Here is a 21,560-nt window from a genome sequence, read left to right on the forward strand (position 1 = left end):
TATTATTCAAACATATACAGCTTTGACATCGACAAATGACCAGCCAAGCATCCATGCCAGCTTCAAACATACGGGTAGCCCTATACACGGTTTTTCACCTCAACCTGGCGTTTTCCTCCGTTGAAACAGAGCAGCACTCTGAGGTGGTAAAACGCTGCTACTGGCCATTGCTGCAGTTGGCTGAGGGGAGCATACCTGTTGGTCTTGAGCTAACCGCTTATACACTCGAGTGTATCAACGCGGTAGACCCAGCCTGGGTCATTCGCTTCAAAGAACTGTTGGAGCAACAAAAATGCGAGCTGGTTGCCAGCGGCGACAGCCAAATCATTGGGCCGCTGATCCCGGCCGAGGTCAACTGTGCCAACCTGAGGCTGGGTCAAGAGGCTTATCAGCGCCTGTTGGGCATAAGCCCCAGACTCGCCTATCTCAATGAACAAGCGGTTTCAGCCGGTTTGCTTGATATCTACATAGATGAAGGCTTCGAAGCCGTGGTGGTGGAGTGGGACAATCCCTTTTCCCATAACCCAGAGTGGCAACGAGAGCGATTAATGCGGCCACAATCGTTAAAGAGCGCCAGCGGCCGACAGATCAAGGTCATCTGGAACCATGCCATCGCCTTTCAAAAATTTCAGCGCTATGTTCACGGCGAGCTAACTCTGGAAGATTATCTGCAATATCTGCGCAAGGTGTTGAAACCCGGCACTCTGGCATTTCCGGTTTATGGCAGCGACGCCGAAGTGTTTGACTTCCGTCCAGGGCGCTACCATACCGAAGCAGAGCCAATAAGCGGCGAATGGCAGCGCATAGCGCAGTTGTTCATGGCCCTCAATGACCTGGACGGCTACCAGTGGAGCCTCCCCTCCAAGCTGCTGCAACATTGGCAAGGCTTAGAACCCCTGGCACTCACCAATGCCCAGCACCCGGTTTCGGTCAAAAAACAGGCCAAATACAACATTACCCGTTGGGGGCTGAGCGGCCGCAATGATCTCCACCTCAATAGCCTTTGTTACCAAAGGCTGGCTGAGCTCAAGGCGCAGCCCAATACAGACGATGCGAGTTGGCGAGACTTGTGCCGCCTCTGGGCCAGCGATCTCAGAACCCACCTGACCCAAGCGCGCTACGAGGCGCTGACATTGACCAAGATGGCTTCGGCCGCGCCAACATTTACGCCCTGGCAAACCCGTAAAGACATCCACATTCATTATGATGAGGCCAGACGCAGGCTGGAGGTGCAAACCCCGGACATCAGGCTGACACTCAACGGCAACCGCGGTCTGGCAATTGATACGCTGGCCTTTGCCAGCCATGACTTTGAAGCCGTTGTCGGTACCCTGTCACACGGCTACTTCGACCATATCAGCTATGGCGTCGATTTTTACAGCAATCACCTCCTGCTGGAGCGTTTTCGCGACCGCGACAGAGTGGCCGATCTCAATCGGGTGGAATACCAGCTAGGGGAGCAAGACGGCTGCCTGGTCATCTATTGCCGCCAAGCGCTCAAAAGCGGCGCGATATTAAAATGGTATCGGCTCGAAGGTGAGCGCCTCTTTAGCGGCTTTCATTTCGAAGAGAGCAGCCGCCCGGAAGCCTCGGTACGCTTGGGCTTTATGACCCTGCTCGATTGTGAGCAGCGGGCCTGGTATCAGACCCGTCTCGGTGGCCACAGGGATGAATATTTCCAGATAACCAGTGACATGGATCAGGGCGCGCCAATCTCCTCGATAGTCTCCTCATCCAGCGCCTTGGGGGCAACCTCGGGCTCCATCTGTTTTGGCACCCGGGCAAGAGGCATTCGCATTGACTGGAACCCTGCGCTTTGTGCCACCTTGCCGATGATTTCCAGCAAAAAAATCGATGAACAATATCTGAATCGGCTGTGGTTTTCGCTGGCTGAGGCCGATGAAACCCTCAAACCCGGCGGGCAACTGTTGAGCCTTGAGCTGTGCATCAGTCCAGTTAGCCAAACCTCTCCCCCTTCGGCAACAGAAACACCCAAAACAGAGGAACAGTCGCTATGACCAAGACACTTGCCATTGTCGGGGCCAGGCTCAACTCCAGTCGTCTGGCGGGAAAACACTTATTGCCACTGGCCGGCGACCCCATGATTAGCCATATTTGGCGCAGACTGATGCAATGCCAAGAAGTAAATGACTGTGAACTGGCCACAACCGCAGATGACTTTAACCGCCCACTGCAAGATTGGGCTGCTGAACATAGCGTCGAATGTCATCCCTATGAAGGCGATGTCAACGACCTGATGGCAAGGCTTGATTGCATAATCCAAAGGCAAGATCCGGATTATATTCTCTACGTCTGCGGTGATTGTCCACTGATAGATCCCGGCTTTATCGACCATGGGCTGAAAGCGCTCAAGGCATCGGGGAAAGACAGCATTGAACTGAACCCAGGCGTTGTTTCTATGCATGAAGGGATGGCCTTCTATAGCCGCCGGGGCTGGGACAAATTGATGTCGGTCAGTCAATGTGCCATGTCCAGAGAACACGTAGGCTATGGGGATAAGTTAACCCCGATACTCGAACGTTTGAGCATTCCCGACAGCGGCGACTATTCAAAAGTCCACCAGCGAATCTCTGTCGATACCCAGGCCGATTACCGCTTCATGACTGAGGTCTACCGCCGCTGGTACGCCGAGCATCCTGCAGACTCTATCGTTAGCCTCGTCTGGGTTCAGGAGCAACTGCTCAGTGACCCGGCCTTGAGTGCCATCAACGCCCATGTGCAGCAAAAGGCCGCTGATCGTCAATACGCCAAGGCCGGCATCTATTGTCACTTGGGAGCGGAGATCGGCCTGGGACACTTCAAGCGCGCCGAGTTAATCGCCGATGCCTTGCAGGAGTATCTGGCCATAGGTGCCCAAGTTCATGCGCTCTACGAAGGCTCGACACCTAACTCACTCGCCCAGACATCATCAGCAAAAGTCACTTGGTATCAAACAGAAGCGGAATGGCTTACTGCGTTGAAGGCCGATGCCAGCCCGCTGATCATACTGGATCTCCACCCGGATTTTATCGCTCTACCTGCCATCAAGCAGGCGCTGCAAAACCTAAGACACAAGGGATGCAAACTTGTCGGCATAGACAAACTGGCGCCGCTGTTACCTGAGTTGGATTGGCTGTTCATTCCCAGCTTCAATACCTCACTGCAACATCCCAAGGTATCTTCCGGCTGGCAAAACTACCTGTTCAGTCCCCTTCCCCAAAGGCCGAAGAAGCCTCAAATTTTGGTATTGACCGGCGGCAGCGATGCCCTGGGGTATGGCCAAGCGTTGCCAGGGTTACTGAGTCAACTGCATACCGATTGGCCGATAGTCTGGATCCAGGGGCCATTGGCGCCGAGGCCACGATTGCCCGCCGGGTGTAATATCCAAGTGCTTAAAAATCCGGAAAATCTCAAGCAATTGATTGCCGAATCCGAAGTGGTGCTGAGCTGTTATGGCTTGTCGCTGTTTGAATCCATCTATGCAAGGGCGGCGACTTTGCTGCTGCCGCCAAGGCATCTGTGCGATGACGCCGAGCTGGCACTGTTGGAGAAAACGCAATCTTGCCTTATCAGCGACTCGCTCTCTGATGCCATTCACAAACTGGAACTGTTGCTCAGTGATGCCAAAGTGCGCGAAAATTTGCAAACAGAGGCCGCCAGGGTCTTTGCCAACCATGGCGGCATCAAGCAGCTGATGGCTGAAATCAGCTCGCTACTAAAATAGCGACAAAGCTAGTGGCAAAGCTAGTTGTAAAGAGAGCGGCAAAGAGAGCGACAAAGCTAGTCGCAAAGAGTAAAGCAAACGACAGCACGACGGTCCCAAGCTGACATTTTCGAGTTTACATTCTCGAGCTTAAGATGCCGCCCTGGTATTTAGGCTGGCGGTCAACTCATCAAGCACCTTTTGCTGAGCGGTTTCATCCAGAGCCGGATATAAAGGCAGAGTCAATATCTCATGATAAAACTGCTCTGCTGCCGGGAAATCGCCTTCTTTGAAGCCAAGAGAGAGGTAATAGGGTTGCAAGTGCACCGGGAAGTAATGCACGTGCACCTGAACGCCTCGCTCTCGCATGGTATCGAACACCGCCCGGCGCCGCCCGGCCTCCTTGAGACGTATCATATAAAGATGACGGGCACTCATACTACCGGGTAAAGGCTCCACGCTCACAACCGGCAACTTGACCAGTGCTTGGCTGTAATAAGTGGCCAGTTGGTTGCGCTTGCAGACAAATTCATCCAAGCGCTTAAGTTGCGAAAGCCCCAGCGCCGACTGCAGATCTGTCATACGGTAATTGAAGCCTAAGGTATGCTGCTCGTAGTACCAGTCGCCTTCGTCTGAACGCAGCATTTTGAGCGGATCTTTAGTAATCCCATGACTTCGATATAATCCAAGCCTAAACGCCAATTCGGGATCATTCGTCTGTGCCATTCCCCCCTCGGCGCTGGTAATTATCTTGACCGGATGAAAGCTGAAAACCGTGATGTCCGAAAACTCACAGCTACCAAGCTTCTGCCCCCGATAACTGCCACCGATACCATGGGACGCATCTTCGATGATCTTGAACCCATACGCTTTACCCAGCTCGGCGATAGCAGCCATATCACAGCTGTGACCACAAAGATGAACCGGAATAACCACCTTGGGTAGAGTACCTTCTCGTTTAGCCTGATCCAGCTTGGCCTTTAACGCTTCAGGGCACATGTTCCCGGATTCGGGATTGACATCAACAAAGTCCACTTTCGCGCCACAGTACAAGGCACAATTGGCAGAAGCCACAAAGGTAATGGGGGATGTCCACACCCTGTCGCCTGGCCTGACATCGAGTGCCAGGCAAGCAATATGCAAAGCCGAGGTGGCGCTGTTTACCGCAACGGCAAATTTGCCACCAGTATAGTCACATATCGCCTGTTCAAACGCCGGCACCTTGGGGCCCTGAGTCAGCCAATCGGATTGCAAAACTTCAACGACAGCGTCAATATCGTCTTGGCTGATATTCTGTTTGCCATATGGGATCATACATCGGCATCCAGCTTGACTATTTCATCGCCGACCAGAAAATGAGGGTTGGTTCCCGAGTTATATTCAAATCCCATTGCTACCGGCTGCCCTATCTCCCCAAGCGCATTGGTACAGAAATCGGTTTCCCGGCCAAAAAACCGGATGCTCGGCGTGATAACAAAGTGATCGTCAAACTCCAGGGTATGGTGAGAGTCATCTGCAGGGCACATGATTTCGTGCATTTTCTCGCCTGGACGGATACCGATAACATCATGCTCCAGGTGTGGAGCATAAGCCTTGGCCAGATCGGTAATACGCACAGAAGGAATTTTGGGCACAAAGATCTCCCCGCCCTGCATCCGCGCAAAGTTCTTCAGCACAAAATCCACCCCTTGCTGCAGGGTGATCCAAAAGCGGGTCATCTCCGGATGGGTTATCGGCAAGGACTCGGCGCCATCGGCAACAAGCTTCTTGAAAAACGGCACCACAGAGCCCCGGGACCCCACCACATTGCCATAACGCACCGCTGCAAAACGTGTTTTGCTGCTGCCGACTATGTTATTGGCAGCAATAAACAGCTTATCGGAGGCCAATTTGGTGGCACCATAGAGGTTGATTGGACTGGCCGCCTTATCGGTCGAGAGCGCGATCACTTTCTTCACTTTATTGCTGATCGCCGCCTTAATTACATTCTCTGCGCCATGGATATTGGTCTTGATACATTCCATCGGATTGTATTCAGCAGCCGGAACCTGTTTCATCGCAGCTGCATGAATCACATAGTCCACATCCTGCATCGCCTGCATCAAACGGTCACTATCGCGCACATCGCCGATAAAGTATCGCATGCAGGGATCATTAAACTGCTGCTGCATCTCGAACTGCTTGAGCTCATCACGGGAAAAGATAATTAAACGCTTGGGTTTGTAGCGAGCCAGCAGAGTTCTGGTGTATTTCTGTCCGAAGGAACCTGTCCCACCAGTAATGAGTATTGTTTGGTTGTTGAACATATATTATCCAGCCCTCTGCTTTTACGCTGACGATAAACCTGAATGGCTTTACGTCATCCTCTTATCCCGGTCAATATACAAAATCTGAGCCAAACCAGGCTATTAACCAACAACTTAAAGTATGCACAGTATAGGTTTCATTGTATAACAAAAACTTAGGAGACAAAGTCAAAAGCCGATTTTCAATACAGAGATCACTTCACCTCTTTGAAAACTGGCACATATCTTGAGATTATGGACTCAAGCACAGTAAAACGTCAGACAATTGGCGTCCAAGCCATCAGGGGCCCAGATGCAAAGCACTCCATCAGCCATGCTCAATACCTTTGCCGTTAGCCGTTTCAACGAAACCTATCTGCCGGCGATCAACCGGCAGATGTTTGAACAATTCGACTCGGCAAGCCAATATCGCAATAAATTCGCCAAGCAATTAACGGCTGAAGACACCCTTTACATCTTCACCGGCATGGATTCTGGCTTGTTGGCCAACTATATACTGTCTATGGAGCTTCCAGCCGGAAGCCGCTTTATCTTCGTCGAACTGCCGGAAGTGTTGAGCCTACTCAATATTGACCTTCCAGATTCACTCAAGTGTAAGTTATGGATCACCTCAGAAGCCGAATTACCCGAGATACTCAAACAAGCCGGTAATGATATTTGTATCGCCAAAGGCCAATACCGCCATTATCACTCTATGGCCGCAGCAGCCGAGACGCTTCCCGAATATATTTTGCTAAAAAGTGCTATTGCACAGGCATTGGATCACGAACGCTTCAATCAAGGCGTCAACTACAACCAGAAAGAGTTTGTACAGCGGCAACTGGAAAATGTCTGCGATAATCACTCTCCGGCAGAAATACTGCAAGGGCATTTTGAAGGGGAAACCGCCATTATAGTCGCGGGCGGCCCTTCAATGGACTTACAGCTCGATTGGCTCAAGGCCAATCAACAGAGAATGACCATATTCGCGGTTTCCCGCATTGCAGCCAAGCTCATCAATCACGGGATAAAACCTGACATAGTCGTGACAGTGGATCCACAGGCATTCAGCTTTGATGTCAGTAGAGAGATGATGCAATACCCCGAAAATTTTCTCCTGGTTCATTCTTACCACGCCCACCCTTGGATAGTGGGCCAATGGGCCGGGGAAAATCTCTATCTGGGTGACCGCTTCCCCTGGCAAACCCATCACAGCAATATCATCACCAAAGGCCCAACTGTCACCAACAGTTCATTATTGCTGGCAATAGAGATGGGCTTTAGCCAAATACTGTTTACCGGCATGGATCTGTGTTACTCAAGGCATGGCGTTTCTCACGCATCCGGCACCCAGGAAGCGAAATTGGGTCCCAGCCTTGGGCATATGTGTGAATGGGTGGAGACCTACAGCGGCTATCTGGCAGAGACCCCTCTTCAGTTACTCCATGCCAGGCAGGCGATTGAAGATGAAATCGCCGCCCATCCCCAGCATGAATATATAAACCTTTCCGAGGACGCCGCCAGAATAGCGGGCATTGGTTTTTGCTCTCGCGAGAACATAAAACTACCACAGCGCAAAAAACCATTGTCAGAGCGGTTTTCAAGCTCAAACTTAAAACAAGTAAATAAGAAAGCCGATCTGAAACTGTGTTTTCAACAACTCGAACAGGCAAAGCAAAAGTTGACCCGAATTGAAAACCTTACCCATAAGGCATTCAAAGCCTGTCAGGCTGAAATCAATTCAAAAGCCCCTTCGAACAAACTGTTAAAGCAACTGCAGACCACAGAGGCCAAACTCAACAAAGACTTCGGTGACATGGCTCAACTGATCAAGTTTTATGGTTACCGGGAATTTTCAGCATTTCTAACCGCTCGCAGCAGCGACGAGTGGACTCAAACCCAAATGCAGCAGATGAACCTGGATTACTACCAGGCTTATTGTGTCATTGCCAAGCACTTGGGCGGGCTTGTTGACAGCGCCTTAACCCGAGTGAAATCCCGCCAAGAAGAACTCAGCCCGGATGCCAAACTCGAGTCACTGGCCAAGCAGTGGCAGCAGGATAACACCCCGGGCAGAGTGCATATTTGGCGGCAAAACCATCAAATACAGCCTCAGGAACAAACTCTGGCCGATGAACTCGATAAGAACTTCCACAGGATGTTGACTACTGCACGCCAAGTTTATCGCGACGTCTTGGCCGACAGTAATACTCAGGACAGAATATTTGACAAGATAATGCTGTTTAAGAGTCAACGGCATCAACACGGTCTGCAGCAAATGGTGAATAACCTCGAATTCGTACTGCCGGAAAAACCCGAGCTCAAACGCCTCTATTGGCTGGCCAAAGCCAATTTGGAGGTGCTTAAACAAGCCCCTGAACAAGCACTGCATGCGCTGCAACAGATAGATCAGCAACAAACAACCGAAACCGAGCTCAGAATGATTTCAGTGCTGGCGCTGCAGCTCAACATGCTGCCTCTGGCCGAAACCACTCTGGCGGAATTAAGCCACTTGAATGACAGTTTTCTGCCGCAATATGCCCACGTTTTACGTCTGGGTGGTAAAGGGCAACAGGCACTGGAAACCTATCTGGATTATCTAGGTAAATATCCGCAGGATCTGCAGGTATGGCTGAAGTTAGCGCAGTTCATGCAGGCAGTGCAGCAGGATGAAGCCGCAGTCACGGCGTTTCATAAAGTACTGGAGCTTGACCCGGATAATCTCAGCGCCAAGCAGGGATTAACCGAACTGCAAAACAGAAACTAAACGCCAAAGGCCGTTTCATGCGGCCTTTCTTTTCCCCTTTCGCCACCGTTATAATGCCCCGGCAAATAAGCGCAGTTCCGGAGAACAAAACTTGAATCACAGCTATATTCCACTCGATCAGTATCGCCGCAAATGGATCTTCAACCATAAGGATCTACCGGTCAGTGACCAGGACAAGGCGGCCATATTGCCGCTGGATCAGAAGAGTGCCATGGAAGTGTGGAATCGCTGGATAAGCAATAAGAGCAGCTGCGCCGAGGATTTTACCAAGGGCGACTGGGCCAGCCGCAGTTCCACCTGGCATCAAACGGAATACTGGCAAAGCCATTGGGACAGTGAAGACAACAGCCTGCCGGAACCTCTGGCCGCATTTATCGACTGGCCGGCGGATGCCCCTGTATATTTCTGTTATGAAAAGTATCAGGTGATCCAAACATGCTGGGAAGTCTTCGCCCGGAACTGGAAATGCTTTCTGTTTTTCGACGATGGTCCCTTACTGATAAGCCCCAAACACAAGCAAGCCGTCTGGTTCAGTCAAGATGGCAACTTCAAAATGGGCCTGCGCGGATAGTTTTGACAAGCATTCAATCAACAATAAAACCCTTGTCAGTTCATTAAGATACAAGCGACCAAGAGAGCAAGAGAACAAAATGAAAAAAATAGCCTTAACTGCCCTGCTGTTGGGATTGTCTCTATCCACCACAATCAATGCCCGCGAAATTGCCGGTGAAAATATCCCGGAAACCCTCAGCATTCAGGCAGTAACCCCGCTTAAGCTCAATGGTGCCGGGGTACGCAGCAAGTTCTTTATGGATCTCTACATTGGCGGGCTCTATCTGCCTTCCCGAGCGACTACCACAGCCGATGTATTGGAGCAGCCACAGGCAGCAGTCAGCTTAAAGATAGTCTCTGGTCTTATCACCGCAGATAAGATGCGCTCGGCGATTACTGAAGGTTTCGATGACGCAACAGGCGGTAAAACTGAGGCCATACAAGCCGATATCGACCGTTTCATGAGCCTGTTTCAGGAAGAGATCATAGAAGGCGATACCTTTCTCCTGTATACCAGCCAGGAAAGTGGTGTCAGTGCCTATAAGAACGGTGAATTGCAGGACACCATCGCCGGAGAAAACTTTCGCCGCGCGCTGCTGAACATCTGGCTCGGCGATGAACCGGCCCAGAGCAGCCTGAAAAAGGCGATGCTGGCTAACTGAGCCTCTGAATGAATTTCCCGGGCCAATAGCTTAGCGAATGACCCGGTTTAATCGATGAAACTTGCCCGCTCCTGCGGGCAAGTCAATCAAAAACGATAGCTGAGATGAACTGCGCCGGCCAGATAGTTATCCAGCTCCCGCTTGATCTCAGGCTCGCTCAACTCAAGCTCGGGGTTGATGAAGTAACCCACATAGGCGTTGAGATTGAACCCTTGTCCCAGCTGCCAGCCCAAACGGGCGAAGCTGCTTATTTCCGTCAGCTCCAGTGTCTGTTCGTTTTCCCCCACCAAAATCCGCTCAGTCCGATGAGATGACCCCAACCCCAGTTCCATCTCAGGCGAAATCCGATAACTGAACTCTATCCCGGCCGGACCGGTAAAACCTGCCTGAAAGGGGTTGCCCACCCGCCATCTGTCACTGAGTTGCCAATCGATAAGCAAGTAAGGAACTGTTCTTACCTCACTGATATCATTGAGATAAGCAACCCCAAAACCCAACATGTTACCCGAATCAAACCTGTGAACCGCGCCGGCGATGACACCATAGCTTCTGGCATCAGAAGAGGAAACATCATCACTGTAAGCATACTGCAACTGAGGCGCCAGCATCAGACTCCAATGCCGGTTCAGGGTATATCTCAGGCTGACAGAAGCCGAGTAACGCTGGGCCGAGTCAAACTGACTGGCAGCAAAAGCCATATCACTGGCGCCATTGGTTGGCAAAGCAGAGAAATCCCAATCCAGTTTGTCATAGCCAAGGCTGACACCCAGCCCCCAACGTTGATCCAGTTGCCAATCTCCGCGCGCACCCAGAAGATAGCTGCGGCGTCCCAGCTCTCCACCACCATCAATATCCGTATCGGCATTTTCAATGGCCGCCAGGCTCAGGGTATAGCGGGAGGTTGGTGCCTCTGCCGCCAATAAGCCGGTGCTGGCACTGATAGCGCCCAGTAAGATAAATGCGGCCGTTTTTTTCATTTCATGTCCTTTTGCCGTTCAGAGAAAAGCCCAATTATAACAGTACGCTATTCCAACCTATGCGCTTTGAGAAACAATCCCGCCGTTTCAATGCAATAATCCCTGTGTTGCGCCTCGAGTTGCCCTGTATCCAGCCCCAACTCTTTTCTGAGCCGCAGCTCACCAAACAACATTAGGCTCAGCCTCACCGCGGCCTGACGCTTGTTGCCGAAGTGATACCCGCCATGACGCTCAACCTGGGTAAAGAAATCCACCAACAGACCCAACATGTACTCGGGTCCGGCATCGAAATAAAGCTGCGCCGGTTCTGGATGAGTATCCACCTGGGAAACACAGGCGCGATAAACCGTAATGGCATCCTCGCTGACGATCAGCTCGCCGAAATACTCAGCAAACACTGCCAGCGCCTGCTCCGGCCGGGCAGCGTCGGCCAACAGCACTTCAGCAATCTGGCGAACCACGCACTTGGATTCAATGGCCGCCACAAACAGCTCATCCTTACAACCAAAATGAGCGTAAACCGTTTGCTTCGACACCCCGGCGGTTTTAGCCACTTCATCCATGCTGGTATTGGGAAACCCTTGAGCGCAGAAGAGCTCGATTGCGGCTTCCAGTATCTGAGCCCTCTTCTGTTCACTACGACTTAATTGCTGAGTATTCATATCGTTATAACTAGTACCTAATTCGGCAACGCCTTGGCATGCATTAGACCACAAAATAGACTAGACAGTCCAGTTCCACCAAACTAGACTAGTAAGTCCAGTTTAACCTATCAATAACAATTATCAGTCAAAGCAGGGAGAGGACGTTGCAACAGACCATCAAGGACGCCGGAAAACCCAAGGTACCCCGGCCTGAAACCAAATACGTCAGCCACAGGAGCCTGGGCAGCGGTGCGCTGGTTGCCACCCTCACTTTGTTATTATCCCTATCCGCCTGCCAACCGCAGCCATCTGAGCACAGTGAAACCAAACCCCCAGTGGTCAACAGCGCCAATCTTGTGTTAAAGCCAGGTTACACCAAGCTGCAGCAATTCAGTGGCAGCGTGCGAGCCGGCAATACCACAGGCATAGGCTTCGAACTCGCCGGCAAGTTGCAAAAACTCCTGGTAGATACAGGTGACAGAGTTAAACCCGGACAACTGTTGGCACAGTTGGATACCAGCTTGCTGGAAGCCGAGCAGACCGAATTACAGGCGGCACTGGATCAGAACCAGGCCGATATCTCGCTGGCCCGGGCAACCTTGAAACGCTCACTGGAGCTCAGTGCCAAACAATATCTTTCCGAGCAGCAACTCGACGAGCTCAAAGGCAAGCTGGCCAGCCTGGAAGCCGGGCACGCCAGGCTGGAAGCCTCACTGAAGGCCAATGAGCTTAAGCGGCAGAAATCGCTTCTCATCGCCCCCTTTGCCGGTGTGATAGCCGCAAGAGAGCATAATCTCGGCGAAGTCATCGCCCTGGGCAGCCCGGTATTTACCCTGGTGCAGAGCGACAATCTGCAGGCACTGATAGGTGTGCCGCTGAATATTGCCGAGCAGTTGCAACCGGGAGCCATTCTCAGCCTCAGAGTCGCCGAACACTACTATCAGGCCCAACTGCAAGGGATCAGCGGCCAGATCAATCCCGTCACCCGCACAGTGCAGCTCAGGTTCAGCATCACCCCCACACCGGAAACGACACCTATCAATGGCGAACTGGCTTATTTGCAGTACCGCCGTGAAGTTCCCCGTGAAGGCTACTGGGTTCCGGTATCGGCACTCACCGACGGTATTCGTGGTCTGTGGAATCTGTACGTGCTCAAGCAAGATGTCGAAGGGTTTAAACTGCAGCGCCGCGATGTGGAAATTCTCTATACCGAAGGCGACAACGCCTTTATTACCGGTGCCATCAGCCCGGGAGAGCAGTTTGTCACCACAGGCCTGCATAAACTGGTTGCCGGGCAAAGGGTCTCACCGGGAGCGGCATTGACCGCAAGAGGTGGGCAATGAACGCTGTTATCAAGGCTTTTGTCGAGAATGGCCGCCTCGCCAGCCTGTTGATAGCCCTGTTGCTGGTTGCCGGGCTCGGCGCCATTTCCAGCCTGCCACGCACCGAAGACCCCCATATCACCAACCGCTTTGCCTCTGTGATCACCAGCTATCCGGGCGCTTCCGCCGAGCGGGTCGAGGCACTGGTGACTGAAGTACTGGAAAATGAGCTTAGGCGACTTGAGGAACTCAAGCTTATCCAGTCTACCTCAAGACCCGGGGTCTCAGTGATTCAACTCGAGCTCAAAGATAACGTCATAGAAACCGAGCCGGTCTGGTCGAGAGCCAGAGATCTGCTGGCCGACAGCAGCGGCCGCCTGCCACAGAGTGTCAATCCGCCGGTACTGGACGATCAACTGGGTTACGCCTACACCGCCATCATAGGCCTGGGATGGCACGGCGGCGGAGAAGCGCGCCCCGACATTCTCAGCCGTTACGCCAAAGAGTTGCAAAGCAAACTGCGGCTCTTGAGCGGCACAGACTTTGTCAAACTCTATGGCGCGCCGACGGAGGAAATTCTGGTAACGCTGGATGGCGAGCGTATCAATCGTCTAGGACTGACACCGGGAGCCGTTGCCGGAATTCTCAATCAGGCCGATACCAAGGTGTCGGCCGGTGAAATCAACAACCAGAGCTTCCGGGCGTTGGTGGAAGTTTCCGGTGAACTGGACTCGCTGGAGCGTATCCGCCAGGTGCCGCTGAAGACCGACAGTTTCGGGCAACTGATCCGCCTTGGCGATATCGCCGTTATCAGCCGCCAGCCCAAGGATCCGCCGGATAATCTGGCGCTGCTGGACGGTGAGCCCGGCATCATGGTGGCCGCCCGCATGCTCAACAACACTCGGGTGGATATCTGGAGTGAACAAGTCCGCCAGGTTGCGGCCGAGCTGGAACAGGGCTTCCCCGCCAATATCCGCATGCAATGGCTGTTTGAGCAAGAGGGGTATACCAATGAGCGTCTGCAGGAGTTGCTCGTCAACCTGCTGCAAGGGTTTGTGCTCATTCTCCTGGTGCTACTGGTGACTGTCGGCATGCGCAATGCGCTTATCGTCGCCTTGTCGCTGCCACTGACGGCGCTGTTTACCCTGGCCTGCATGAAGTTTACCGGCCTGCCCATTCATCAGATGTCGGTCACCGGCCTGGTGGTGGCCCTGGGGATCATGGTGGATAACGCCATTGTGATTGTCGATGCCATTGCCCAGCGTCGCCGCGAAGGCATGAGCAAGCTGCAAGCGGTCAATGCCACCATCAGGCACCTGTGGCTGCCGCTTGCCGGCTCCACCATCACCACCATGCTGGCATTCGCGCCGATAGTGCTGATGCCGGGCGCCGCCGGCGAGTTTGTCGGTGGCATTGCCATTTCGGTGATCTTTGCCCTGCTCGGCTCCTACCTCATATCCCACACCCTGATAGCCGGTCTCGCCGGACGCTTTAGCCGCGCCAGGGACAACAACAGCTGGTACCACCACGGAGTGAATCTGCCAAGGCTTGCCAGAGCCTATCGCCAGACTCTGCAACTGGCGCTTGACTACCCGAAAACTGCGGCGCTGCTGATCGGTATCTTGCCGCTGACAGGCTTTGTGGCCTCCGGGCAGATGACAGAGCAGTTTTTCCCGCCATCGGACAGAAACATGTTCCAGCTGGAGCTCTACCTCTCGCCCCATGCCAGCCTGGCGAGAACGGAGCAGAGAGTCAAACAGCTCGATAGTGAGCTGCGCAGTACTGACGGCATAGAAAGCGTCAATTGGGTCATAGGCGGGAACGTGCCCTCCTTTTACTACAACCTGACTCAAAAGCAGCAAGGCGCCAGCCAATACGCCCAGGCAATGGTAAGGACCCGCGACTTTCGCACCGCCAACCGCTTAATCCCCGAGTTGCAGCAGCGGCTGGATAAGGACTATCCGGATGCGCAGATCCTGGTGCGTAAACTGGAGCAGGGCCCTCCCTTCAACGCCCCTGTGGAGTTGAGGCTTTATGGCCCCAACCTCGATAGGTTGGCCGAGCTTGGGGATGAAGTGCGGCGAATGTTGGCCGAGACCCGGGATGTGATCCACACCCGGGCAACCCTGAGCCCGGGGGCGCCCAAGGTGTGGCTGCAGCTAGATGAAGATGCCAGCCTGATGGCCGGCCTGAGTCTGGGAGAAATCGCCTCGCAGATTCAGATGTCCACCACGGGCATCACAGGCGGCAGCCTGCTGGAGCAAACCGAATCGCTGCCGGTGAGAGTCAAGCTGGGTGCCGGTGTCGGCGAGCAGCAATCCAGGCTGTCACAGATAAGTCTGCTGTCGCCCAATGGTGAGTCGATTCCACTTTCGGCCGTGAGTCAAAGCCATGTCAATGCCAGTCGCGGCGCCATTCCTCACTATAATGGCCAGCGGGTCAATATTCTCGAAGCCTATATCGCCTCCGGCGTGCTGCCGCAAAAAGTGCTGGAGCAAGTCAAACCCAAACTGGCCGAGCTTAAACTGCCCGCCTCCTACCGAATAGAGATAGGCGGTGAGAGTGCCAAACGTGATGAAGCCGTGGGTAATCTGCTCTCCAATATCGTCTTGGTGATCGCCGCATTGCTGACAGTGCTGGTACTCTCTTTCAACTCCTTCAGGCTGACGGGAATCATTCTGCTCAGCGCCCTGCAATCGGCGGGGCTCGGGCTGCTGGCGGTCTGGGCTCTGGGTTATCCCTTTGGCTTTACCGTGATAATAGGTCTGCTGGGCTTGATGGGCCTGGCTATCAATGCCGCCATAGTGATCCTGGCCGAACTCGAGTCCGAGCCTATGGCACGTGCCGGCGACACCGAAGTCATTCTCGCCGGGGTGATGAGTTGCAGTCGTCATATAGGTTCAACCACCATCACTACAGTAGGTGGCTTTCTGCCACTTATTCTGGGTGGCGGCGGTTTTTGGCCCCCCTTTGCCATAGCCATTGCCGGAGGCACGGCACTGACCACCCTTTTGTCTTTGGTTTGGGTACCTGTGGTCTACTCTCTATGGCTGAAACCTCGGCCCGAATGCTCCCGCGATTTGGCAATGGCGAACCAATTTTGATCAAAAAAGGCACACCCAAACGGGTGTGCCTGAAGATCCTACGAGGATCAAAGGAGCGGCGTTAAAACGCCTGACGGAAGCCGGCCCAGTAGGTTCGACCCCGGATATCGTACAGGTTGGAGTTATAGCTGCCGTCGTAGGCCAGCACTGGGTCCTCATCGGTGAGGTTGGTTACCCCCAGCGACAAGCTGTTGTTCCAGGGTAAGGTATAGGTGTAACTGAGGTTGTGATACCAGATACTGTCGAGTTCATAGAGCTTGCCGTCATCAATAGTTTGCCCCGTCGCCGGTTCCCAACTGTCATCAAGAACATCCCAGCTGGTTTGACTACCGATAAAATTACTGAAATAGCTGACGGCATGGTCGCCATAGTTCCAGTCCAGCGTCAGATTCAATCTGTCCTCCGGGGTGCCCTCTCGCCCGGCGACATCATCCCCCAGCACCTGTTCACCGGCGCTGGCATAGGTATAGGTATACTTGAAGTAGTGTGACCAGCCGAGGCCCAACTTCCAGTCACCAAACTCTGTTTCCAGAGTGCCACTGAAGCTAAGATCCAGCCCCTCACGCTCACTGCGGCCGAGATTGAGTTTCTGACTCTGCACATAATCGATACGGCCATTACCCAAGCGGGAAATCGCAGTGCCAGGATAGATATCGCTGACATCGGGTCTTGGCTGCCCCAGGGCATCTGCCGCCTGCCAGAGTCTTGCCTGGGTGCGGACGATTTCACTGGCCGACAACTCTTCGATCATATTGGTGATCTCCAGCGACCAATAATCTACCGAGACATTGAAATTGTCATTGATATCCCATACCAGCCCCAGATTGTAGGATTCAGACTCTTCGGCTTCGAGTTCCAGATTGCCGCCGGTCAGGGTCGGTGCATTGTCGGTGCGGCTGCAAGAGTCGATATCTTCCTGATTATCGTAACAACTCAGGTAGTTGGTAATATCGCCATAGCTTTCGCTGGTGCCCTGATAGAGATCCGACAGAGTCGGCGCTCTGAATCCTGTGCCCCAGGATGCCCTCAACATCAAGGACTCCAGCGGCCGATAACGCAGCGACAACTGGGGGTTGAAGGTACCGCCGAAATCCGAGTAGTCATCGTAGCGCCCGGCCAGATTCAACTCCAGCGAGTCAAACAGTGGCAGCATAAACTCGAAGTAGGTAGCCCAAACTTCACGCTCGCCCTCGCCGCCACTGCCACCGTTGCCGCCGGTTATCATGCCGGCCTCGGCCAAGGCATCCACCTTGGAATCCAGTGATTCTTCACGATAGGAAGCGCCGACATACAAGGCACTGAAGCCACCGGGCAACTCAAACAAATCCATGGAAGCGCCGCCATTGATATCCAGATAGGTGGCCGTCATGCGCTTATCATAGTTGGCGGTAGCGCCACCGGGCATGGGGGAATTCGGGTCTCTGGGATCCCAGCCGACAAAGCTGTTGCTGTTTGTGTCCCAATGACCGATAAGATCTGAGCTGGCGCCCTTGAGTTGATAGCCAGTCCCCCAAGTGAAGTTGCTGTATTTATTATAGTTGAATGCAAGATCCCAACTGATAAAGTCGGCAGTGCCGTTGAGCGCCAGCAGATAGTCAAAGATGTTGTCATGATGCTCGGCGACCCTGTCACCCGCGGTATCGAAGCGAAAGTTCATTCCGGCAGAAGGGTCGGCCATCAGCTCAACCAACTCGAGCCCCTCGGCCGTGGTATAGGCGGGTAAACCGTTGGGAATGCTGATCCAAGCCGGAACCGGCGCCGAAATATCCCGGGTTTCATTGGCTGCCCAATAGGCTCTGGCAGTCAGTTGCAGCGAATCACTCAGCTCATAGGTATAGTGCAACAGGGTATTGTTGCGGCTCTGATCCACTGTAGTGGCTGCAGCCTTGGTATAGTCATAGGCGCACAGGGTATCGCCGGGATAATCGCTGTCGTTCAGCACACCGACAAACTTATCACCATAAACATCGGCGCAGTCTCTGTCACTGTTGGCAAAGGGAGCCGAATAAACCCAGTTTCCTGCCGCCCCTTGGGTCAGCACCCTGCCGGTGGGCGAAACATTGACCCAATCCTGATAGTCGGATGCATCGCCACCCGGTACCACAAAGGGTTGGGTAAACCAGCGCTGCGACTGCATGATGGGTTTCTGCTCATAGTGTTCAAAGGTGAACACCAGATGGCCCTTATCGGAATTGAGTCCACCGGTGAACGACAGATTGGAGGAATCACCGCCTTCATTGCTGGGCCTGTCCATCCGACCGTCGAGCTGGATACCCTCGAAGTCCTTTTTGAGAATAATATTGACCACACCGGCAATGGCGTCTGTACCGTAAATCGCCGAGGCGCCGTCTGTCAGTATCTCAATTCGCTCGACCGCCGCCATGGGAATAGTATTGATATTGGCCGCACCGCCATCCAGCACAGGGGACTTGGCCATACGTTTGCCATCCAGCAGCGTCAACGTATTGAAGGCCGAAGCCCCTTTGAGTTGTACCGTAGCCTGGGAACCCCAACCATTGTTGGAACCACCGCCCCAGGAACCGAAGGCGTTGAGGTTGGAGGAACGCAAGGCATCGCCGACCGTGGCAAACCCGGACTTGACCAGCTCATCGGCGATAATAGTGGTGATCGGGGTCGCGCCTTCCATATCGACACGCTTAATCCTCGACCCTGTGACTTCAATCCGTTCCACCTGTTCTGCCGCGCTCTGTTCGGCCCAAGCCGATGCCGAAGCCCCCAACAGGCAGGAAATGGCGATAGCCAATGGCTGCATTCTCATACTCGTTCTCCCTTCCTCTAATATTAATCAATCAGTTAGCTCTATTTATCTTTCTACTCCCTGGCTTGCCCCACTTTTGTTTTAACCCGTAGCGGTAACAAAACCGCAACTTTTATATCACATACTTTATTTTGTATACAATATAAAGAACTAAAAACTTGCCCAAACTGTACTGCTGTAATCAAGCTTCCTCTAAAATAAAGGGGCGAGCCCATAGTTAGATTCAGGTCAAAACTTGTTTAACGTGAATGAGATAAAGTTCAACAAACCGGTCATACAGGAATAACGATAATGAATTACCGCAACTGGCCTATCGCCAAACAGATCGGCACACTGGCTTTTGTGCTGACGATTTTGGTGTTTGGCATCCTGAGTAGCATCTCCTACCTGACAGCCTCATCGACCTTAAAAGAGAAAGCGATAACCGCCATGGAGCAACAGATCCACGGGGTCGATGATCTGCTGGCATTGCAATACGAGAGCCTGTTGTCCCTGGCCCGTCGCAATGCCGATGTATTCAGGGCCATGTATCCAGGCCAATTCCATAAACCGGAAAACAAAACTGTCAGAGTCCTGGGGATAGATACCCCGGCATTGATGCATGAAAAGGAACAGCTCAACTCCTCCCGCAGTAAAGTCGACAGATATGCCAACCTCACAGGCGGGAATGCCACTGTGTTCGTTCGTGACGGCGATGACTTTCTACGTATTGCCACCTCACTGAAAAAGGCCGATGGCAGCCGCGCTCTGGGGACTTATTTGGGAACAAAACACCCGGGCTATCAAAAACTTATTCAGGGCCAGGTCTATGAGGGCTATGCCAAGTTGTTCGGCCGCGACTATATGACGGTTTACCGTCCGGTCAAGGATGTTCAGGGCTCAGTGATAGGTATTCTCTATATAGGCTTCGACATCAGTGACTCTCTGGTGCAGTTGCAGCAGTCGGTCAAACAGCTGCGCCTGGAAGAAAGCGGCAACTACCTGCTGCTGCGCCGCGCCGACAAGGTGGTAGTGGCTCATCCCAGCCTGGCTCAGGGACAAACCGTGACAGAGGCAGAGCTCGATGGCTTGCCACTCGATGAGCTGATGAACAGTGAAGGGGTCAAGAGCTATCACAACAGCAAAGGCGTGGAGATGATTGCCTACAGCGCTACCATTCCCGGCTGGAACTGGGAGCTTATCGGTCAGGTCAAAGCCGCCGAGTTAAATGAGGAAAGCCAGACTCTTTTACTGATCAACGCCCTGGTTGCCGTGATTGGTATTCTGGTGATCACCGCCCTGCTCTCTGTCGTGCTGGTACGCACTGTCAGACCACTGCAAACCTTGCAGCACCACATGGAAAACCTGGGCAAAGGCGACTTCAGCCATGACCTGCCCAAGCTCGACAGCCGCAGCGAAAACGAAGTGGTACGGATAAGCAACAGCGTCACCGAAATGACCCAGGGACTAAAACAGCTGATCCAGGCATTGCAAGGCTCAGTACAAACTCTGGAATACCAGGCCGAACAGGCCCAGGAAGTTGCCCGTCTCAACGGCGACGAAGCTCAGGCTCTAATGGCTCAAACCGATCAGATAGCGACTGCCATTGAGGAGATGTCCACTTCGATACGCGATGTGGCCAACCACGCCGGTGAAAGCGCCAACCAGAGCCAACAGGTAGATGAAGCCTCCCGCGCCGGACACCAGCAACTGACCCAGGTGGTGCAAGGGCTGGAAACCCTCAGCAGACAGTTGAGCGAGAGCCATACCGCCGTCGAAGGGGTGGCCAAAGAGAGTGAAGCCATCAACACCATCACTGAAGTTATCAATGGCATCGCCGAGCAAACCAACCTGCTGGCACTGAACGCCGCCATCGAAGCCGCCCGCGCCGGCGAACAAGGGCGCGGTTTTGCCGTGGTGGCCGATGAAGTGCGCACTCTGGCAAGCCGCACTCAGGCATCGATTTCGGAAATCGGCCAGACCATCACCTCACTGCAGGCCAAGGTCAAGGACACGGCTACACGCATGGATCAGAGTCATCAGTTGGGTAATCGCTCCGCCGAGCAGGGAGAGGAAGCCAACAATCAGTTGACCGCCATTGCCCAGCGGATTGCCGATCTGGCGGTATCTGTCAGCAGTATTGCCAGTGCCACAGAGCAGCAAAGCGCGGTGGCCGATGAAGTCACCCGTAATCTGCACCAGATAACAGATCTGGCCCGCGAAGGCGATATCCGCGCCACAGAAACCGTCAACTCCGCCAGAGAGTTGACCGAGCTGGCCGCCGCCTTGAAGAAACAGATAAGTATTTTCAGAGTGTAACAAGTAAAAAGGCGCCCAAGTGGCGCCTTTTCATATCCTGCGGCAACGCTTAACGCTGATCCAATTGCGGTAAAGGCACCGCCTTCATCAGCACTTCGGTGGTAAATTTGTCATTGTTGATCACAGGGTATCTGTCATAGGTCTGGAATATCACTCGCCCCTGATACTGGATCATGGCCACCACACCATAGTTGACATTGGACTCAACGGTTTCCGCCGGCAAAATGAATTTGAACGGCACCGGCGCCCTGGCAATATCAAAGCTCTTTTGCGCCACGATTACCCCTGGGGTATCCAAATCTATGATGGCAATTGTGATACTTGAGCCTTGAGGCAAGGCCACTCTTTCCAGGTAGCCCGCCGCCCCGTTGACGATAACCGGTGCCTTGGGGTCAACCGTAACACAGGCACCGAGAAAGACTATCCCGGCGGCAACGACCAGCCCTTTTACATATTTAATCATCTTT

General features: G+C 53.3%; 14 protein-coding genes. 8 read left to right on the forward strand and 6 right to left on the reverse strand.

From position 1 onward, the window contains the following. Positions 1-53 precede the first annotated feature (53 nt). Positions 54-2,018, forward strand: a complete 1,965-nt coding sequence (locus tag ON072_RS04775) for a glycoside hydrolase (RefSeq protein WP_261752912.1) — start codon at positions 54-56, stop codon at positions 2,016-2,018. Further along, on the forward strand, positions 2,015-3,724 hold the full coding sequence (locus ON072_RS04780; RefSeq protein ID WP_096141458.1) for a cytidylyltransferase domain-containing protein: 1,710 nt from the start codon (positions 2,015-2,017) through the stop codon (positions 3,722-3,724). The genes ON072_RS04775 and ON072_RS04780 overlap by 4 nt, the downstream gene beginning before the upstream one ends. Positions 3,725-3,853: 129 nt before the next feature. On the opposite strand, the gene pseC is transcribed toward ON072_RS04780, so the two are convergent. Further along, entirely contained in the window at positions 3,854-5,017 is a 1,164-nt protein-coding gene (gene pseC / locus ON072_RS04785) for a UDP-4-amino-4,6-dideoxy-N-acetyl-beta-L-altrosamine transaminase (RefSeq protein ID WP_261752911.1), read from the reverse strand. Continuing rightward, positions 5,014-6,009, reverse strand: coding sequence for a UDP-N-acetylglucosamine 4,6-dehydratase (inverting) (pseB, locus tag ON072_RS04790; RefSeq protein ID WP_261752910.1), 996 nt, complete (start codon positions 6,007-6,009; stop codon positions 5,014-5,016). Before pseB ends, pseC begins: the two co-directional genes overlap by 4 nt. 292 nt (positions 6,010-6,301) lie before the next feature. On the opposite strand from pseB, the gene ON072_RS04795 reads away from it, so the two are divergent. The 3 genes from ON072_RS04795 (at position 6,302) to ON072_RS04805 (ending at position 9,969) form a co-directional block, all read left to right on the forward strand. Then, positions 6,302-8,755 carry a 6-hydroxymethylpterin diphosphokinase MptE-like protein gene (locus tag ON072_RS04795; protein WP_261752909.1) on the forward strand — a complete coding sequence of 818 codons (2,454 nt, stop codon included), beginning with the start codon at positions 6,302-6,304 and terminating at the stop codon, positions 8,753-8,755. Between the two features lie 91 nt (positions 8,756-8,846). After that, entirely contained in the window at positions 8,847-9,326 is a 480-nt protein-coding gene (locus ON072_RS04800) for a DUF2947 domain-containing protein (protein ID WP_144379784.1), read from the forward strand. A gap of 79 nt (positions 9,327-9,405) precedes the next feature. Beyond that, positions 9,406-9,969, forward strand: a complete 564-nt coding sequence (locus ON072_RS04805; protein ID WP_144379785.1) for a chalcone isomerase family protein — start codon at positions 9,406-9,408, stop codon at positions 9,967-9,969. 86 nt (positions 9,970-10,055) lie between these two features. Here the strand turns inward: ON072_RS04805 and ON072_RS04810 are convergent, their stop codons facing one another. Both ON072_RS04810 and ON072_RS04815 read right to left on the reverse strand, forming a co-directional pair. Continuing rightward, positions 10,056-10,946 carry a DUF6268 family outer membrane beta-barrel protein gene (locus ON072_RS04810; RefSeq protein WP_115388951.1) on the reverse strand — a complete coding sequence of 297 codons (891 nt, stop codon included), beginning with the start codon at positions 10,944-10,946 and terminating at the stop codon, positions 10,056-10,058. A gap of 47 nt (positions 10,947-10,993) precedes the next feature. Further along, entirely contained in the window at positions 10,994-11,608 is a 615-nt protein-coding gene (locus ON072_RS04815) for a TetR/AcrR family transcriptional regulator (protein ID WP_025009386.1), read from the reverse strand. A gap of 236 nt (positions 11,609-11,844) precedes the next feature. Between ON072_RS04815 and ON072_RS04820 the strand changes: the two genes are divergently transcribed. Both ON072_RS04820 and ON072_RS04825 read left to right on the forward strand, forming a co-directional pair. Beyond that, positions 11,845-12,933: an efflux RND transporter periplasmic adaptor subunit gene (locus ON072_RS04820; RefSeq protein ID WP_375336936.1), complete on the forward strand. Its 1,089-nt coding sequence runs from the start codon at positions 11,845-11,847 to the stop codon at positions 12,931-12,933. After that, a complete protein-coding gene (locus tag ON072_RS04825; protein WP_144379787.1) occupies positions 12,930-16,016 on the forward strand; it encodes an efflux RND transporter permease subunit in 3,087 nt (1,028 codons plus the stop codon). Before ON072_RS04820 ends, ON072_RS04825 begins: the two co-directional genes overlap by 4 nt. Before the next feature lie 61 nt (positions 16,017-16,077). Here the strand turns inward: ON072_RS04825 and ON072_RS04830 are convergent, their stop codons facing one another. Next, the gene (locus ON072_RS04830) at positions 16,078-18,795 is read right to left on the reverse strand and encodes a TonB-dependent receptor domain-containing protein (protein WP_261752908.1); all 2,718 of its coding nucleotides are present in this window, start codon (positions 18,793-18,795) and stop codon (positions 16,078-16,080) included. Between the two features lie 291 nt (positions 18,796-19,086). Between ON072_RS04830 and ON072_RS04835 the strand changes: the two genes are divergently transcribed. Next, positions 19,087-21,093 carry a methyl-accepting chemotaxis protein gene (locus ON072_RS04835; RefSeq protein WP_144379789.1) on the forward strand — a complete coding sequence of 669 codons (2,007 nt, stop codon included), beginning with the start codon at positions 19,087-19,089 and terminating at the stop codon, positions 21,091-21,093. A 49-nt stretch (positions 21,094-21,142) separates the two neighbouring features. Here ON072_RS04835 and ON072_RS04840 read toward each other — a convergent pair whose 3' ends face one another. After that, positions 21,143-21,556, reverse strand: a complete 414-nt coding sequence (locus tag ON072_RS04840) for a YbaY family lipoprotein (RefSeq protein WP_025889849.1) — start codon at positions 21,554-21,556, stop codon at positions 21,143-21,145. Between the last annotated feature and the right edge of the window lie 4 nt (positions 21,557-21,560).

This window comes from Shewanella sp. K8 (genome assembly GCF_028823715.1).
Lineage (GTDB): Bacteria > Pseudomonadota > Gammaproteobacteria > Enterobacterales > Shewanellaceae > Shewanella > Shewanella algae.

Excerpts from the sequence above, each read along its gene's own strand:
- ON072_RS04775 (WP_261752912.1), top strand. The coding sequence starts at position 54 with ATGCCAGCTTCAAACATACGGGTAGCCCTATACACGGTTTTTCACCTC.
- ON072_RS04780 (WP_096141458.1), top strand. The coding sequence starts at position 2,015 with ATGACCAAGACACTTGCCATTGTCGGGGCCAGGCTCAACTCCAGTCGT.
- pseC (WP_261752911.1), bottom strand. The coding sequence starts at position 5,017 with ATGATCCCATATGGCAAACAGAATATCAGCCAAGACGATATTGACGCT.
- pseB (WP_261752910.1), bottom strand. The coding sequence starts at position 6,009 with ATGTTCAACAACCAAACAATACTCATTACTGGTGGGACAGGTTCCTTC.
- ON072_RS04795 (WP_261752909.1), top strand. The coding sequence starts at position 6,302 with ATGCAAAGCACTCCATCAGCCATGCTCAATACCTTTGCCGTTAGCCGT.
- ON072_RS04805 (WP_144379785.1), top strand. The coding sequence starts at position 9,406 with ATGAAAAAAATAGCCTTAACTGCCCTGCTGTTGGGATTGTCTCTATCC.
- ON072_RS04810 (WP_115388951.1), bottom strand. The coding sequence starts at position 10,946 with ATGAAAAAAACGGCCGCATTTATCTTACTGGGCGCTATCAGTGCCAGC.
- ON072_RS04815 (WP_025009386.1), bottom strand. The coding sequence starts at position 11,608 with ATGAATACTCAGCAATTAAGTCGTAGTGAACAGAAGAGGGCTCAGATA.
- ON072_RS04825 (WP_144379787.1), top strand. The coding sequence starts at position 12,930 with ATGAACGCTGTTATCAAGGCTTTTGTCGAGAATGGCCGCCTCGCCAGC.
- ON072_RS04830 (WP_261752908.1), bottom strand. The coding sequence starts at position 18,795 with ATGAGAATGCAGCCATTGGCTATCGCCATTTCCTGCCTGTTGGGGGCT.
- ON072_RS04835 (WP_144379789.1), top strand. The coding sequence starts at position 19,087 with ATGAATTACCGCAACTGGCCTATCGCCAAACAGATCGGCACACTGGCT.
- ON072_RS04840 (WP_025889849.1), bottom strand. The coding sequence starts at position 21,556 with ATGATTAAATATGTAAAAGGGCTGGTCGTTGCCGCCGGGATAGTCTTT.